The sequence below is a fragment of the Actinoplanes sp. NPDC020271 genome (assembly GCF_044388125.1).
Lineage (GTDB): Bacteria > Actinomycetota > Actinomycetes > Mycobacteriales > Micromonosporaceae > Actinoplanes.
The window spans coordinates 337,671-350,964 of the sequence record NZ_JBIRWQ010000001.1 but is presented as its reverse complement, the minus strand read 5'-3'; the positions used below and the strand labels follow the sequence as shown (position 1 = coordinate 350,964).

Sequence of the window (13,294 nt, the reverse complement as noted above, 5' to 3'; positions counted from 1 at the left end):
ACGGCAAGCGATCTTCCGCCGCCCGCAAAACCCGCGGGCGTCGAAAGATCGCCTGCCGTCTCACCGGCGGCGATCTTCGGGGGTGGCGGCCCCCTGGCGTCAGTCGGTCAGCCGGTCAGCCAGCCGGTCAGCGGGTCAGCGGGCGTGCGGCTTCCGGGGTCAGCGGGTCAGCGGGCGTAGTACTCGACGACGAGCTGCTCGTCGCAGAGCACCGGGACCTCGGTGCGCAGCGGCACCCGGATCACGGTGGTGCGCAGCTCCTCGAGGACGGTCGACAGGTACGGCGCGGTCGGGCCGTCGAGGTGCGCGCCGGTCGCCGCGATCTGGAACGGCGGCTTCTGCCGGGACGTCTCCTTGACCTCGATGACCTGACCCGGCTTCAGCTTGTAGCCCGGCCGGTCCACCTTCTTGCCGTCCACCGTGAAGTGACCGTGCACCACCAGCTGGCGCGCCTGGTAGATGGTCCGCGTGAAGCCGGCGCGGAACACGGTCGCGTCGAGCCGGCGCTCCAGCAGGGTGACCATGTTCTCGCCGGTCTTGCCCTCGGCCTGATGGGCGGCGTCGTACGCGGCCCGCATCTGGACCTCGCTGATGTTGTACTGGTGGCGCAGACGCTGCTTCTCCAGCAGCCGGACCTGGTAGTCCGAGCTCTTGCGCCGGCCCCGGCCGTGCACGCCCGGCGGGAACGGGCGCCGCTCGAAGTACTTCACGCACTTGCGGGTGAGGGGGATGCCGAGCGCCCGGGAGAGCTTGGCTTTGGGTCGCGAGTTGTTCACTCCGGATCTCCTGTTACGGTTAGCCTTGCCTAACTTAGGTAAGCCTAACCGGTGCCCGGAGGTGCTCGTCATGCAACCCAGTCCCGCCGAGATCGCGCGTACTCTCGCCGCCGGTCACCTGCCCGCCGTCGCCCACGTCGCGTGCCACCCCGGGCCGCTCCCGGTCCGGCACGTGACCGACGCGCAAGGCCGCCCGCTGCTGCTCGTGCCCGCCGACGGAGCCCTCGCCACGGCCCTCATGCCACAGCCGGGCAACGACGACACCGCGCTCGTTCTCGACATCCGGGACGTGCCGCCGATGTCGTTCTCCCCGGCGAACGGTCGCGTCTGGGTCTCCGGCTGGGCCGCCCGCCTCACCGGCGACGAGGCACGGGCCGCGGCACTGGACTACGCCGACACCGACGCCTGCGGGGACCTGCTCGACATCGGCGAGACTCAGGCGCTGTACCGGATGGACGTCGCCGAGGTGCGCTTCGAGCGCAACGAGAAACTCGTCGGGATCGACCCGGACGACTACGCCGAGGCGTCACCCGACCCGCTGCGCGCCGTCGAGTTCGACCTGATCGCCGATCTGGCCGACCACCACATGACCGAGATGAGCGACTACGTGCGCCGGCAGCTCGGTCAGCACGCGCACCCCGGCGACGAGCCCCGGGTGGTCCGGCTGGACCGCTACGGCTTCCTCGTCCGGATGGGCACACGCAGCGCACGCCTGGCCTTCCCCCGCCCCGTGACGGACCGCCACGACCTCGCCCACCTGCTCCACCCCATCCTCTGCCGCCGCTGCGCCGCCTGATCCCGCGCGAGGCCGCAGCCGTTCCGGGCCGCGGCACCCGCGCGAGGCCGCAGCCACTCCCGGCCGCGGCACCCGCGCGAACAGCGCTCGCCGCGAATGCCGCTGCGGCACCGGCGGTGGGCGGCGTGGACGGGTTTGTTGCTCTGAGCGGGACCACCCACGGAGGTCGCCCTGGAGGGCCTCGCGTTCTGGGCCGGCCACGGCCCTGCGAGGACCGGAAGGGTCCCCGCGGGAGCGACGGCCCGGACCACGGGCCAGAGGGGACATGAAGTATTTGATCTTTGAATGGCTCGGGATCCCGCCGCCCACCTTCTGCCGCCGTCGGGTGGTGGGATCCCGCCGGCCTCGCTCGCCGGTGCCGCGGTGAGTGGGGCAGCAAGAAGGCGGGCAGCCCCGTGCCGGGGGCTGCCCGCCTTCTGCGTTGCGCCGGCGCGTTACAGGGAGAGGATGCGGTCCAGGAACTCGCGGTAGCCGCGCATGGCCATGCGCATGCTCTCCGTGTCCGGCGTGTCGGTGCCGCGCAGCGGGTCGAGGTCGTCGCGTTCGGCCAGGAGGACCTCGGTGAGCTCGTTGACCGCGTCGGTGAGCAGGTCGTGGGCGCGGGTCAGCGCGTTCACCGGGTCGTCGACGAACTCGGCCTTCACCTCGTGCCAGGCGGCGCGGAAGTGCCGGGCGGCGTCCTCGTCCCAGACCGTGGGACGGATGACCGAGCCCTCGGCGGCCGGTTCGGCGGAGAGGTCGTCGTCCGCGGCGGCGCGGCGGCGGACCGGCTCGGCATCCTCCAGGCTGGCCGAGCGGCGGGCGGCCGGGCGCGGTTCCTCGTCGAGCGGGCCACGCCGGAGGTTGCTGATGGAGACGCCGGCCAGGCCGGACTCCGGGTACGGCTGGAACTCCAGCGGCGGCGGCGTGACCGAACCGGCCTGCGGCGCGGTCGGGCCGGCCGGGGTGACCGAGGCGACCCCGAAGGCCTCGCCGGAGCGGCCCAGGCTGTAACCGGTGGTGGCCGGCGAGCCGAACGCGAACCCGGTGTCGGGTGCGGCCGGCAGGTCGGACGGCGCCCGGGTGGCCGGGATCTGCGGGATCGGCGGCATCGGGTAGGCCAGATCCGGCGCGGGGACGGCGGCCGAACCGCTGACCGGGGCGGAGCCGGTGACCGGAGCCGAACCACTGACAGGGGCCGGGGCCGAGCCGCTGATCGGAGCCGGCGGGGTCGGGGCCGGCAGGGCCTGGGCCAGGGGCTGCGCGGGGGAGACCGGTGCGGCCGAGGCGGCCGGGTCGGCCACCGGCTCGGGCAGGTCCGGCATGGCGGCCTGATGGTCGAGCGTCGCGGCCGGGTGGTCGAGCGTGACGGCCGGGTGGTCCGGGGTGAAGTCGGTCGCCAGGTACGGCGCCGGCGCGTACCCCGGGGAGACGGGTGCACCGGAGACCGGGCCGGCCGGGCCGCCCGAGGTCGGCGGCTGCACCGGGACCGACGCCCAGCCCGAGACGGGCGCGTTCTCCTCGGCCGGGCTGTCCGCGACGGGCGCCTCCTCCTGGCCCGGCACGTCGCCGGGCTGTGCGTACCCGGGGGCTCCTGCCCGTCCGTTCATGTCTTCACGTCCGTTCTCGTCGCGTGGTCCCGCCTCCTCGGCGGGGTCCTGGCCGGCCTCCGGCGACGTCGCGTCCGCCGGCTCGTCCCCCGGGGTGGCTCCGGTGGACTCCTCGTCGGCCGGTGGCTCGGCGACCTGAGCGTCGCCGGGCTCGATGACCTGGACGTCGCCGTGACCGGCGACCCCGGTCTCCACCGCGGCCGAAGTGTCCGCCTCGGCGGCGTGCCCGTTGACGCCCGGATGCGCGTCGGGGGCCCGGCCGCTGAAGAGGAACCGCCCGGTGCCGCCGAGCCGGAATCCCCCGAAAGAGGTCTCCCGTCCCGGTGTCTCGGCCTCGGGCCCCTGGGACTCTACGTCCTGGCCAGGCTCGCGCTCGTGGTCCGAGGGGGCCGAGTGATCAGAATCGCCGTGCCGGGAACGGGCCGGCGGACGGTTACCACGATCACCTCTGCCCTGGCCGGGGCCGCGGCCGGCCGCCCGGTTCAGCCCGAACGGGTCGCTGCCGGGCAGGTCGCCCGGATCGTTGCGGAACCCGTCGGCGTCGCCGGGGCCGTGCGGGCCGCGGGCCGAGGCGACCGGGGACGCCGGGGGCGTGCCGAACGGCACGGATGACCCGGTCAGCAGGTCGACCGGGAGCGGCGGCAGGGTGAGCTCGGCGGGCTCGGCGCCCCGGCGGGAGCCGAGCGACACCATCTCCGGTTCCGGTTCCGGCTCCGCTTCCCGCATCGACTCCTCCGCCGGTGGCAGGTAGGCCGAGGGCAGGTAGGTCGATTCGGCCTCCGAGTCCGGGCGAACCTGCCAAAAACGGGCGAGTCCGGGCGCGGGTCGGGGGCTGTCGGGGCTGGACGTCGGCTCCATCGGTAAACCACTCCCGTCGCGAGGCGCGCCACCGGGGCTTGGAGCTGCGCAGACACACCGGCGGCGAGCGCCGGGGCATCAAGGCAGGTAACGGCGCCCCGCCGACGGTACCTGCCCGGCCGGTCCGGCACATCCCCTGTGACCGGATCGTGGGCCCTCCCCGTGGTTCCGCGGCGATGCGGGAGAATCGTCGCGTGTCAGATGCAGAGACTTCGCTGGACGCGGCGATCGCCGCCCGGCTCAAGCGCACCCCCGACGGTCTGGTCGCCGCGATCGTCCAGGAGCACGGCACCGGTGAGGTGCTGATGCTCGCCTGGATGGACGAGGAGGCGCTGCATCGCACGTTGACCACCGGCAAGGCCACCTACTGGTCCCGCAGCCGCCGGGAGTACTGGGTGAAGGGCGCCACCTCGGGTCACACCCAGCGGGTCCGGACGGTCGCGCTGGACTGTGACGGGGACGCGCTGCTGCTGACCGTGGAGCAGACCGGGGCGGCCTGCCACACCGGCACTCACACCTGTTTCACCGACGAGCTTTCCGTTTTCACCGACGAGCTTTCCGTGGAGGGGCAGTGACCAGCGGGGCGACCTTTCCGGATGAAGCGGGATTTGTCCGAAGCGGGCGGCGGGTCGTTCCGGTCACCCGCAAACTTCTCGCCGACGGGGAGACCCCGGTCGGGGTCTACACCAAGCTGGCCGGTGGCCCCGGCACCTTCCTGCTGGAGTCGGCCGAGCAGGGCATCGCCTGGTCGCGGTACTCGTTCATCGGCGTCCGCAGCGCGGCGACCCTGATCGAGCGCGACGGCGAGGCCACCTGGCTGGGCACCCCACCGGCCGGGGTGCCGCTCGGCGGTGACCCGGTCGAGGTGCTGCGGCAGACGGTGGCGGCGCTGGCCGACGGCCCGGCCGAGGGCGACCTGCCCCCGCTGACCGGTGGCATGGTCGGCTACCTGAGCTACGACCTGGTCCGCCGGTTCGAGCGGCTGCCGTCCACCGCGGACGTCGACGTGCCGCTGCCCGAGCTGGGCATGATGCTCGCCACCGACCTGGTCGTGCTCGACCACCACGACGGCTCGGCCCTGCTGGTGGCGAACGCGGTGCTGGCCGGGGATGCGGACGACGCGGCCCGGCGCGCGGCGTACCACCACGCGGTCGGCCGGCTGGACGCGATGACCACCGCGCTGTCGCGGCCCACGCCGCCGATGGTGTCCACGGTGGAACGGCCGGGACCGGGCGAGCCGGTCAGCCGGACCGCGCCCGGTGACTACCAGAAGGCGGTCGAGGAGGCGAAGGAGGCGATCCGGGCCGGCGAGTGCTTCCAGATCGTGGTCGCGCAGCGGTTCGAGCGGCCCACCGACGCGAACGCGCTGGACATCTACCGGGTGCTGCGGGCGACGAACCCGAGTCCGTACATGTACCTGCTCCGCTTCGACGACTTCGACATCGTCGGCTCCTCGCCGGAGGCGCACCTCAAGGTCAGCGCGAACCGGACGGCGTTGCTGCACCCGATCGCCGGCACCCGCTGGCGCGGCGCGACTCCGGAGCAGGACGCCGCGCTCGCCGCCGAGCTGCTGGCCGACCCGAAGGAACGTTCGGAGCACGTGATGCTGGTCGACCTGGGCCGCAACGACCTGGGCCGGGTCTGCGAGCCGGGCAGCGTCGAGGTGCCGGAGTTCGCCCGGATCGAGCGGTACAGCCACGTCATGCACATCGTGTCCACGGTGGTCGGCAAGCTGCGGGCGGACCGGACGGCGTTCGACGCGCTCGCCGCGACGTTCCCGGCCGGGACGCTCTCCGGGGCGCCCAAGGTCCGGGCCATGGAGATCATCGATTCGCTGGAGCCGACGCGGCGCGGCCTCTACGGCGGCACGGTCGGCTACTTCGGCTTCGCCGGCGACATGGACATGGCCATCGCGATCCGGACCGCCCTGCTGAAGGACGGGGTGGCCTACGTCGGCGCGGGCGCCGGCATCGTCGCCGATTCCGACCCGGCCGCCGAGGAGCAGGAGACGCGGAACAAGGCGGCGGCCGTGCTGGCCGCGATCGCCGCCGCGGAGACGCTGCGAGCGGCTCGATGAGCGGAAACCATCGGCGTTCGCACCTGGGGGCGGTCCTCGGTTGTCTCGCCGGGGCCGGCCTGACCCTTTACGCCGTCACCCGAACGTGGTCGTCGACCGTGGAGCACCGCACCGGCCTGACCGACCTGACGACCGTGCGCACCGGCGCCGACGAGCAGCCCTGGCTGGTCGGCCTGGCCGTCGTCGCGCTGGCCGGGGCCGGGGCGCTGCTCGCCACCAAGGGAGTGGCCCGGCGGGTCCTGGGCGGCGTGCTGCTGCTGGCCGGGCTGGGGATCGCGGCGGGCGCGCTGATCGCCCGGATCGGCCTGGACGCCGGTGAGGCCGGGGCCGGTGCCGCGTTCTGGCCGGTCGCGTGTGTGGTGGGGGGCGCGGCCGTCGCGGCCGGCGGCTTTCTTGCCGCGCGGCACGGTCACCTCTGGGCGGCCATGTCCGCGCGGTACGAACGGACGCCCGCCCCCGCCGTGGTACGCCGGGAGAGCTCCGATCTGGAGCCGGCCGACAACCGCGCCGCGTGGGACGCGCTCGACCGCGGGGACGACCCCACGGCCTGAGGTCTTTTTGTCAGAGTCAGCGAACTGTGGCGGCCACCGCGCGCGCCCGGCGACGGCCGGCCGCAACGGTCCGCCGGGGGCTGGTGGCGACGATCGCGGCCACCGCCCGGCTGGTCTCGGCGCGGGCCGCGGCGCGGGCCCGGTCGGCCTCGATCGCCAGCCGCGCGTTGTCCTGCGCGGTGCGCATGTTGGCGGGCCCCACCACCGCCCGCTGCACGCCGGTCACGACCTCGGCGGCAATGGCGACGAGGCTCCGGGAGACCTCGGCGAATCCGGGTGTCTGAGGGGTCTGGTCAGTGGCCATGGGGCGACTCCGCATCAAAGTCCGGGTGGCGGCACCGTCGGCGCCGTCGACAAGTCTGCCTGAGGGACAGGATGCCGGAGTCGTATTTCCGCTCCGTGACACGCCTGTCAACGCAAGGTGGTGTCGGCCGTTCGGGGGAGGTGTCCCAGCACAGCGGCTCGTATGCGATTCGCTCGATGTGAGCGAAGTGACATGCGGGGCGGGCAGCCTGGCATTATGCCCCAGTCCAACTCGTGAGGCGCGCCATACCCCGGGAGGCCGGGGACCGGTCGCGACGCCTAGCATCGGGCCGAAGACACCCGGAGAGGGGAGTCATTACGTGACATCCGATCGTGGCGGACCCGCGCGGCCGCAGAACGTACTCGAGGAGATCCTCGCCGGTGTGCGCGAGGACGTGGCGGCTCGCCAGGCGGCGACGTCGCTGGAGCAGGTGCGGAAACTCGCCGCGGCCGCGCCTCCGGCGATCGACGCCTACGCGGCCCTGCGCAAGCCCGGCGTGGCGGTGATCGCCGAGGTGAAGCGGTCGTCACCGTCCAAGGGCGCGATCGCCGACATCCCGGACCCGGCCGAGCTGGCCGGGGAGTATGCGGCCGGCGGCGCCCGGTGCATCAGCGTGCTCACCGAGGGCCGGTGGTTCGGCGGCTCGCTGGACGACCTGGTCGCGGTCCGTGCCGCGGTCAAGGTGCCGGTGCTCCGCAAGGACTTCGTGGTCTCCAGCTACCAGGTGCACGAGGCCCGGGCGCACGGCGCGGACCTGGTGCTGCTGATCGTCGCGGCGCTGGAGCAGAACGCACTGGTCGGCCTCCTGGAGCGGATCGAGTCGCTGGGCATGACCGCCCTCGTCGAAGTGCACAACGAGGAGGAGGCGGACCGGGCGCTGGAGGCGAACGCGAAGGTCATCGGCGTGAACGCCCGTGACCTGCGGACCCTCGAGGTGGACCGGTCAGTTTTCGAGCGCATCGCGCCCGGCCTGCCGAACAACGTGGTGAAGATCGCCGAGTCCGGCGTCCGCGGCCCGCACGACCTGATCCGTTACGCCTCGGCCGGTGCCGACGCGGTGCTGGTGGGCGAGGGCCTGGTGACCCAGAAGTCGCCGCGGGACGCGGTGGCCGAGCTGGTCAACGCCGGTAACCACCCGGCGACGCCGAGGCCCGTGCGATGACGGTCTTGCCCGATCTGGCCGGCCATTTCGGTAAGTATGGCGGCCGATTCGTTCCCGAGGCGCTGATCAAGGCGCTGGACGAGCTGGAAGCCGCCTACCGGTCGGCGAAGCAGGATGACGCCTTCAACCAAGAGTTCCAGGACCTGCTCCTGAACTACGCCGGGACCCCGTCGCTGCTGTACCCGGCCAAGCGGCTCTCGGCCAAGCTCGGCGCCGACATCTGGCTCAAGCGCGAGGACCTGAACCACACCGGCGCCCACAAGGTGCGCAACGTGCTCGGCCAGGCCCTGCTGGCCAAGCGGATGGGCAAGCCCCGGGTGATCGCCGAGACCGGGGCCGGCCAGCACGGCGTGGCCAGCGCGACCGCGGCCGCCCTGCTCGACCTCGAGTGCGTGGTCTACATGGGCGAGACCGACACCGAGCGCCAGGCGCTGAACGTGGCCCGGATGCGGATGCTCGGCGCCACGGTCGTGCCGGTCACCAACGGGTCGCGGACCCTGAAGGACGCGCTGAACGAGGCGCTGCGTGACTGGGTCTCCACCGTCGAGACCACCCACTACCTGCTCGGTACGGCCGCCGGCCCGCACCCGTTCCCGGAGATCGTCCGCGACTTCGTGAGCGGCATCGGCGTCGAGGCCCGGCAGCAGTCGCTGGACCAGATCGGCCGGCTGCCGGACGCGGTCGTGGCCTGTGTCGGCGGCGGCTCCAACGCGATCGGCATCTTCCACGCGTTCGTCCCCGACTCCGGCGTGCGGCTGTACGGCTTCGAGGCCGGTGGCGCCGGTGTCGAGACCGGCCGGCACGCGGCGTCGATCACCGGTGGCTCGATCGGCGTGCTGCACGGCAACCGGACCTACCTGCTGCAGGACGAGGACGGGCAGACCATCGAGTCGCACTCGATCTCGGCCGGCCTGGACTACCCGGGTGTCGGACCGGAGCACGCCTGGCTGCACGACAGCGGCCGGGCCACGTACGAGCCGGTCACCGACGACGAGGCGATGGCGGCGTTCCAGCTGCTCTGCCGGACCGAGGGGATCATCCCGGCGATCGAGAGCTCGCACGCTCTCGCGGGCGCCGCGAAGATCGCCCCGCGGCTGCGCGAGGAGCTGGGCCGCACCCCGACCATCGTGATCAACCTGTCCGGCCGTGGTGACAAGGACGTGCACACCGCGGGCGCGTACTTCGGCATCCTCGACCCGGTCGAGGCGGTAGTCCCCGGGGAGAACACGTGAGCCCTGCTGGCCCCGCGGCGGAAAACAGAATGCACAATCGTGGAATAGCGGACACGTTCGCCAAGGCGAAGAGCGAGAACCGCGCGGTGCTGATCGGCTGCATGCCGGCCGGTTTCCCGACGGTCGAGCGCAGCATCGAGTCGATGATCGCGATGCACGAGGCCGGCTGCGACGTGATCGAGGTCGAGCTGCCGTACTCGGACCCGGTGATGGACGGCCCGGTGATCCAGAAGGCCAGTGACATCGCGCTGGCGAACGGCGTCCGGACCCGGGACACCCTGAAGATCATCGAGGCGGTGGCGTCGGCCGGCGCCACGGTCGTCCTGATGACCTACTGGAACCCCGTCGAGAGGTACGGCGTGGACGCGTTCGCCCGTGACCTCGCCGCCGCCGGGGCCACCGGGCTGATCACGCCCGACCTCATCCCGGACGAGGCCGGCGAGTGGATCGCCGCGTCGGACAGGCACAGGATCGACCGGACGTTCCTGGTCGCGCCGAGCTCGACCGACGAGCGCATCGCGATGACCCTGGAGAACTGCCGGGGCTTCGTCTACGCCACCGCGCTGATGGGCGTCACCGGCGCTCGCACCTCGGTCTCCTCCCAGGCGCCCGAGCTGGTCGCCCGCATCCGGGCCGCCGACCCGGAGATGCCGATCGGCGTCGGGCTCGGCGTCGGCAACGGCGACCAGGCCGCCGAGGTGGCCGCGTTCGCCGACGGGGTGATCGTCGGCAGTGCGCTGATCCGCTGCGTGCTGGAGGCCCCCGACCGGGCCACCGGCCTGACCGGCCTGCGCTCGCTCAGTTCCGAGCTGGCGGAGGGTGTGCGCCGCCGCTGATGAGTATCAGCTGGTTGTTACGTACCCTCCCGGCCATGACCGGCGAGCTGGCCCGGTTCGACCCCGACCGGACCCCGGCCGAGCCGCGCGAGCTGTTCCTGCGCTGGTTCGGCGAGGCGGTCGGGGCGGGCGTGCGCGAGCCGCACGCGATGAACCTGGCCACGGTCGACGAGCAAGGGCTTCCTGACGTACGTGTTCTGCTGCTCCGTGACGTCGACGACCGGGGGTGGCATTTCGCGACCGACCGCCGCAGCGCCAAGGGCCGCCAGCTGACGGCGTGCCCCAGCGCCGCGCTCGGGTTCTACTGGCCCGAGCAGGGGCGGCAGGTCCGCGTACGCGGGAAAGTCTTTGATCTTGGTCTGGCCGCCTCGGCCGAGGATTTCCTGTCTCGCTCGCCGGTGTCCCGGACGGCGTCCCTCAGTAGCGTGCAAAGTGATGTCATAGCCGAGAAGTCGGATATCACGCTCGCGCTGCAGGAAGCCGATCGGCTGCTCGCCGAGGACCCTGACTTCGTCCCGGACAGCCATGCGGTCTATGCCGTCGTGCCCACCGCCGTCGAGTTCTGGCAGGGCGAACCGGCTTCCCGGCGGCATCCGCGGCTGCGTTACCGGCGTTCCGCTGAATCCTGGGTGAAAGAACTCCTCTGGCCCTGAATCGGGACCTCCCTGGGCATTGCGTGGTGGCCCGGCGACGGTAGCGTGTGCACCCGTGAACTACGCCCTCATCCCCAGTCCCACCACGTCGGTGTGGCACCTGGGCCCGCTCCCGATCCGGGCCTACGCGCTCTGCATCATCGCCGGCATGGTCGTCGCCACCCTGCTCATGGAGCAGCGGCTGCGTCACCGCGGGGTGGCGCCCTGGGCGTCGCTGGACCTGGTGGTCTGGGCGGTGCCGTTCGGCATCGTCGGCGCCCGGATCTACCACCTGATCACCTCCCCGCAGGACTACTTCGGCTCCGGGGGCGACCCGGTCAAGGCGCTGTACATCTGGGAGGGCGGCCTCGGCATCTGGGGTGCCGTGGCCGGTGGCGCGCTCGGCGCGTGGATCGCCGCCCGGCAGATGGGCCTGCCGCTGAGCATCTTCGCCGACTCGCTCGCCCCGGCGCTGCCGATCGCGCAGGCCATCGGCCGGTTCGGCAACTGGTTCAACAACGAGCTCTACGGCAAGGTCACCACGCTGCCCTGGGGTCTGCAGGTGCACACGATGGACACCGGCAACCCCGGCCACGCCACGACCGTCGACGGTGAGCCGCTGACCCTGCCCGACCTCTACCACCCCACCTTCCTCTACGAGGCGATCTGGGACGTCGGCGTCGGTGGCCTGGTCTGGCTGCTCGACCGCCGGTTCAAGTTCGGCAAGGGCCGGGCGTTCGCGCTGTACGTGATGGCGTACACGGCCGGCCGTTGCTGGATCGAGATGCTGCGCACCGACGAGGCCAACCACTTCTTCGGCATCCGGGTCAACGTGTTCGTCTCGATCGTGGTGTTCCTCGGCGCGGCGATCTACTTCGTGGTCAAGCGCGGCCCGCGGGACTACGTGATCCCCGCCGACGTGGCCGAGCCGGTCGCCGAGGGGTCGGACGTGTCCGCGGTCGACGTCGAGGCCGGGACCACGACGTCGACGGTGCCGACGTCGTACCGGGTGGTCACCGAGGAGGAGTTCCTCGAGTACCAGAAGACCGGCACGGTCACCACCGAAGCCGGCGAGGCCGAGGTCGCGGCCGAGCCGGTGACGAGCGAGTCTGCTGACAACTCCGCCGGCGATCGCTGAGTCCGGCATGCGTACGGCCGTGGTGGTGGGCGCGGGAATGGCCGGTCTGGCCACGGCCGGCGCGCTGGCCCGCACCGGGTGGCGGGTGACGCTCCTGGAGCGCGCCGAGCGGATCGCCGCCCCACCCACCGCGGTCGTCCTCTGGCCCAACGGCCGTCGCGCGCTGGAGTCACTCGACCCCGACGGCGCCTGGTCGGCCAGCACGTCCCTCCTGCCCGACGGCGGGGTGCGCCGCCCCGACGGGCAGTGGCTCGTCCCGCCCCGCTCCCGCGCCGGCGCTTCCGGGCCGGCCCCGGCCGTCGCCCACCTCGAAGACCTCTACGACGCACTGGTCGCGGGCCTCGGCGACACCGAGATCCGCACCGGCTTCGAGGTGACCACGGTCCGCACCGGCCGCCGGGAACGCCCCGCGGTCGGCGACGGCCGCAGCCTGATCGAGGCCGACCTGCTGGTCGCCGCGGACGGCATCGACAGCCGGGTCCGGGCGGCGCTGGCCCCCGAGGCGGTCGCGGTCGGTTCCGGGTTCGCCGCGTGGCAGGCCGTCATCCCCGGCTACCGGGTCCCGCGGCTCGCCGCGGGGCAGGAACTCGGTGGGGAGACGCTCGGCGCGGGCTACCGCTTCGTCGCCATCCCGCTCGGCGCGCACGCCGCCGGCAAAGGCGGCATCTACTGGGTCGCGACCGCGGCCGGCGCGCCCCGCCCCGAACCCGCCGCCACCCAGCTCGCGCTGCTCCAACGCTGGTTCGCGGGCTGGCACGAGCCGGTCGGTGAACTGCTGTCGCTGACCCGCCCCGAGGAACTCGTCCCGCAGGGCGTGCGCGAGCTGCGGCCGCTGCCGCGGACGTACACGTTCCCCTCCGGCCCCGGCGGTGTCGTGCTCGTCGGCGACGCCGCGCACGCCATGCCGCACCACCTCGGGCAGGGCGCGTGCCTCGCCTTCGAGGACGCGGCGACGCTGCGCTCGCTGGTCGCCGGCGCCGAACCCGGTGACGACCTGACCCGGGCGATCGAGGGTTACACCCGGTTGCGCCAGCCGCGCACGGCCACGGTCGTCCGGCAGAACCGGCGGATGTCCGCGGTGGTCCAGGCCCGCGGCCGGCTCGCCCTCCGCGCCCGCGACGCGGCGCTCAACCACATGCGCCCGCGGATCCTCGGCCGCAGCCTCGACCCGGTCTCCGACTGGTCCCCACCCGATTGAAAACCCTTGCGGGGGTACGTCGGTGAGCCGCCCGTTCCCGGGCGGCACGACCCGGTTGCGTGCGGGCGCGAGGTCGCCCGGGGCTGAGCCCGCGACGCGGTCGCAGGTTCCGGCTGGTTCTCACCGTGGTCGTCGGTGCCTGGTG

13 protein-coding genes are annotated in these 13,294 nt (G+C 73.0%); 10 read left to right on the top strand and 3 right to left on the bottom strand.

All coding sequences use genetic code 11. The features are described from left to right. Window positions 1–167: 167 nt before the first annotated feature. Window positions 168–776, bottom strand: coding sequence for a 30S ribosomal protein S4 (gene rpsD, locus ACH442_RS01520; protein WP_396120590.1), 609 nt, complete (start codon window positions 774–776; stop codon window positions 168–170). Between the two features lie 70 nt (window positions 777–846). Here rpsD and ACH442_RS01515 point away from each other — a divergent pair, with 70 nt between their 5' ends. Next, window positions 847–1,572 (top strand): DUF2470 domain-containing protein, encoded by a 726-nt coding sequence (locus ACH442_RS01515; RefSeq protein ID WP_396120589.1) that lies wholly within the window; start codon window positions 847–849, stop codon window positions 1,570–1,572. A 434-nt stretch (window positions 1,573–2,006) separates the two neighbouring features. Here the strand turns inward: ACH442_RS01515 and ACH442_RS01510 are convergent, their stop codons facing one another. After that, entirely contained in the window at window positions 2,007–3,887 is a 1,881-nt protein-coding gene (locus tag ACH442_RS01510; RefSeq protein WP_396120588.1) for a hypothetical protein, read from the bottom strand. 326 nt (window positions 3,888–4,213) lie between these two features. Between ACH442_RS01510 and hisI the strand changes: the two genes are divergently transcribed. The 3 genes from hisI to ACH442_RS01495 are packed head-to-tail and all read left to right on the top strand — an operon-like array spanning window position 4,214 to window position 6,647. Beyond that, complete coding sequence (hisI, locus tag ACH442_RS01505; RefSeq protein WP_396120587.1) at window positions 4,214–4,594, top strand: phosphoribosyl-AMP cyclohydrolase; 381 nt, start codon at window positions 4,214–4,216, stop codon at window positions 4,592–4,594. Further along, window positions 4,591–6,096 carry an anthranilate synthase component I gene (locus ACH442_RS01500; protein ID WP_396120586.1) on the top strand — a complete coding sequence of 502 codons (1,506 nt, stop codon included), beginning with the start codon at window positions 4,591–4,593 and terminating at the stop codon, window positions 6,094–6,096. The genes hisI and ACH442_RS01500 overlap by 4 nt, the downstream gene beginning before the upstream one ends. Next, window positions 6,093–6,647: a Trp biosynthesis-associated membrane protein gene (locus ACH442_RS01495; RefSeq protein WP_396120585.1), complete on the top strand. Its 555-nt coding sequence runs from the start codon at window positions 6,093–6,095 to the stop codon at window positions 6,645–6,647. Before ACH442_RS01500 ends, ACH442_RS01495 begins: the two co-directional genes overlap by 4 nt. Before the next feature lie 16 nt (window positions 6,648–6,663). Here the strand turns inward: ACH442_RS01495 and ACH442_RS01490 are convergent, their stop codons facing one another. Further along, window positions 6,664–6,951 (bottom strand): hypothetical protein, encoded by a 288-nt coding sequence (locus ACH442_RS01490; RefSeq protein ID WP_396120584.1) that lies wholly within the window; start codon window positions 6,949–6,951, stop codon window positions 6,664–6,666. 319 nt (window positions 6,952–7,270) lie between these two features. Here ACH442_RS01490 and trpC point away from each other — a divergent pair, with 319 nt between their 5' ends. Genes trpC through ACH442_RS01460 form a run of 6 tightly spaced genes read left to right on the top strand, consistent with a single transcriptional unit; the run spans window position 7,271 to window position 13,149 of the window. Continuing rightward, window positions 7,271–8,113 carry an indole-3-glycerol phosphate synthase TrpC gene (gene trpC / locus ACH442_RS01485; protein WP_396120583.1) on the top strand — a complete coding sequence of 281 codons (843 nt, stop codon included), beginning with the start codon at window positions 7,271–7,273 and terminating at the stop codon, window positions 8,111–8,113. After that, window positions 8,110–9,345, top strand: coding sequence for a tryptophan synthase subunit beta (trpB, locus tag ACH442_RS01480; RefSeq protein ID WP_396120582.1), 1,236 nt, complete (start codon window positions 8,110–8,112; stop codon window positions 9,343–9,345). Before trpC ends, trpB begins: the two co-directional genes overlap by 4 nt. A gap of 29 nt (window positions 9,346–9,374) precedes the next feature. Further along, the gene (trpA, locus tag ACH442_RS01475; protein WP_396120581.1) at window positions 9,375–10,181 is read left to right on the top strand and encodes a tryptophan synthase subunit alpha; all 807 of its coding nucleotides are present in this window, start codon (window positions 9,375–9,377) and stop codon (window positions 10,179–10,181) included. Between the two features lie 35 nt (window positions 10,182–10,216). Next, window positions 10,217–10,834: a pyridoxal 5'-phosphate synthase gene (locus ACH442_RS01470; protein WP_396120580.1), complete on the top strand. Its 618-nt coding sequence runs from the start codon at window positions 10,217–10,219 to the stop codon at window positions 10,832–10,834. A gap of 55 nt (window positions 10,835–10,889) precedes the next feature. Continuing rightward, complete coding sequence (lgt, locus tag ACH442_RS01465; RefSeq protein WP_396120579.1) at window positions 10,890–11,951, top strand: prolipoprotein diacylglyceryl transferase; 1,062 nt, start codon at window positions 10,890–10,892, stop codon at window positions 11,949–11,951. Between the two features lie 7 nt (window positions 11,952–11,958). Beyond that, the gene (locus tag ACH442_RS01460; RefSeq protein WP_396120578.1) at window positions 11,959–13,149 is read left to right on the top strand and encodes an FAD-dependent oxidoreductase; all 1,191 of its coding nucleotides are present in this window, start codon (window positions 11,959–11,961) and stop codon (window positions 13,147–13,149) included. Window positions 13,150–13,294: the final 145 nt, after the last annotated feature.

What these genes read in the sequence shown, in the direction of transcription:
- ACH442_RS01515 (WP_396120589.1), top strand. Translation starts at nt 847, where the DNA reads ATGCAACCCAGTCCCGCCGAGATCGCGCGTACTCTCGCCGCCGGTCAC.
- ACH442_RS01510 (WP_396120588.1), bottom strand. Translation starts at nt 3,887, where the DNA reads ATGCGGGAAGCGGAGCCGGAACCGGAACCGGAGATGGTGTCGCTCGGC.
- ACH442_RS01495 (WP_396120585.1), top strand. Translation starts at nt 6,093, where the DNA reads ATGAGCGGAAACCATCGGCGTTCGCACCTGGGGGCGGTCCTCGGTTGT.
- ACH442_RS01490 (WP_396120584.1), bottom strand. Translation starts at nt 6,951, where the DNA reads ATGGCCACTGACCAGACCCCTCAGACACCCGGATTCGCCGAGGTCTCC.
- trpB (WP_396120582.1), top strand. Translation starts at nt 8,110, where the DNA reads ATGACGGTCTTGCCCGATCTGGCCGGCCATTTCGGTAAGTATGGCGGC.
- trpA (WP_396120581.1), top strand. Translation starts at nt 9,375, where the DNA reads ATGCACAATCGTGGAATAGCGGACACGTTCGCCAAGGCGAAGAGCGAG.
- ACH442_RS01470 (WP_396120580.1), top strand. Translation starts at nt 10,217, where the DNA reads ATGACCGGCGAGCTGGCCCGGTTCGACCCCGACCGGACCCCGGCCGAG.
- ACH442_RS01460 (WP_396120578.1), top strand. Translation starts at nt 11,959, where the DNA reads ATGCGTACGGCCGTGGTGGTGGGCGCGGGAATGGCCGGTCTGGCCACG.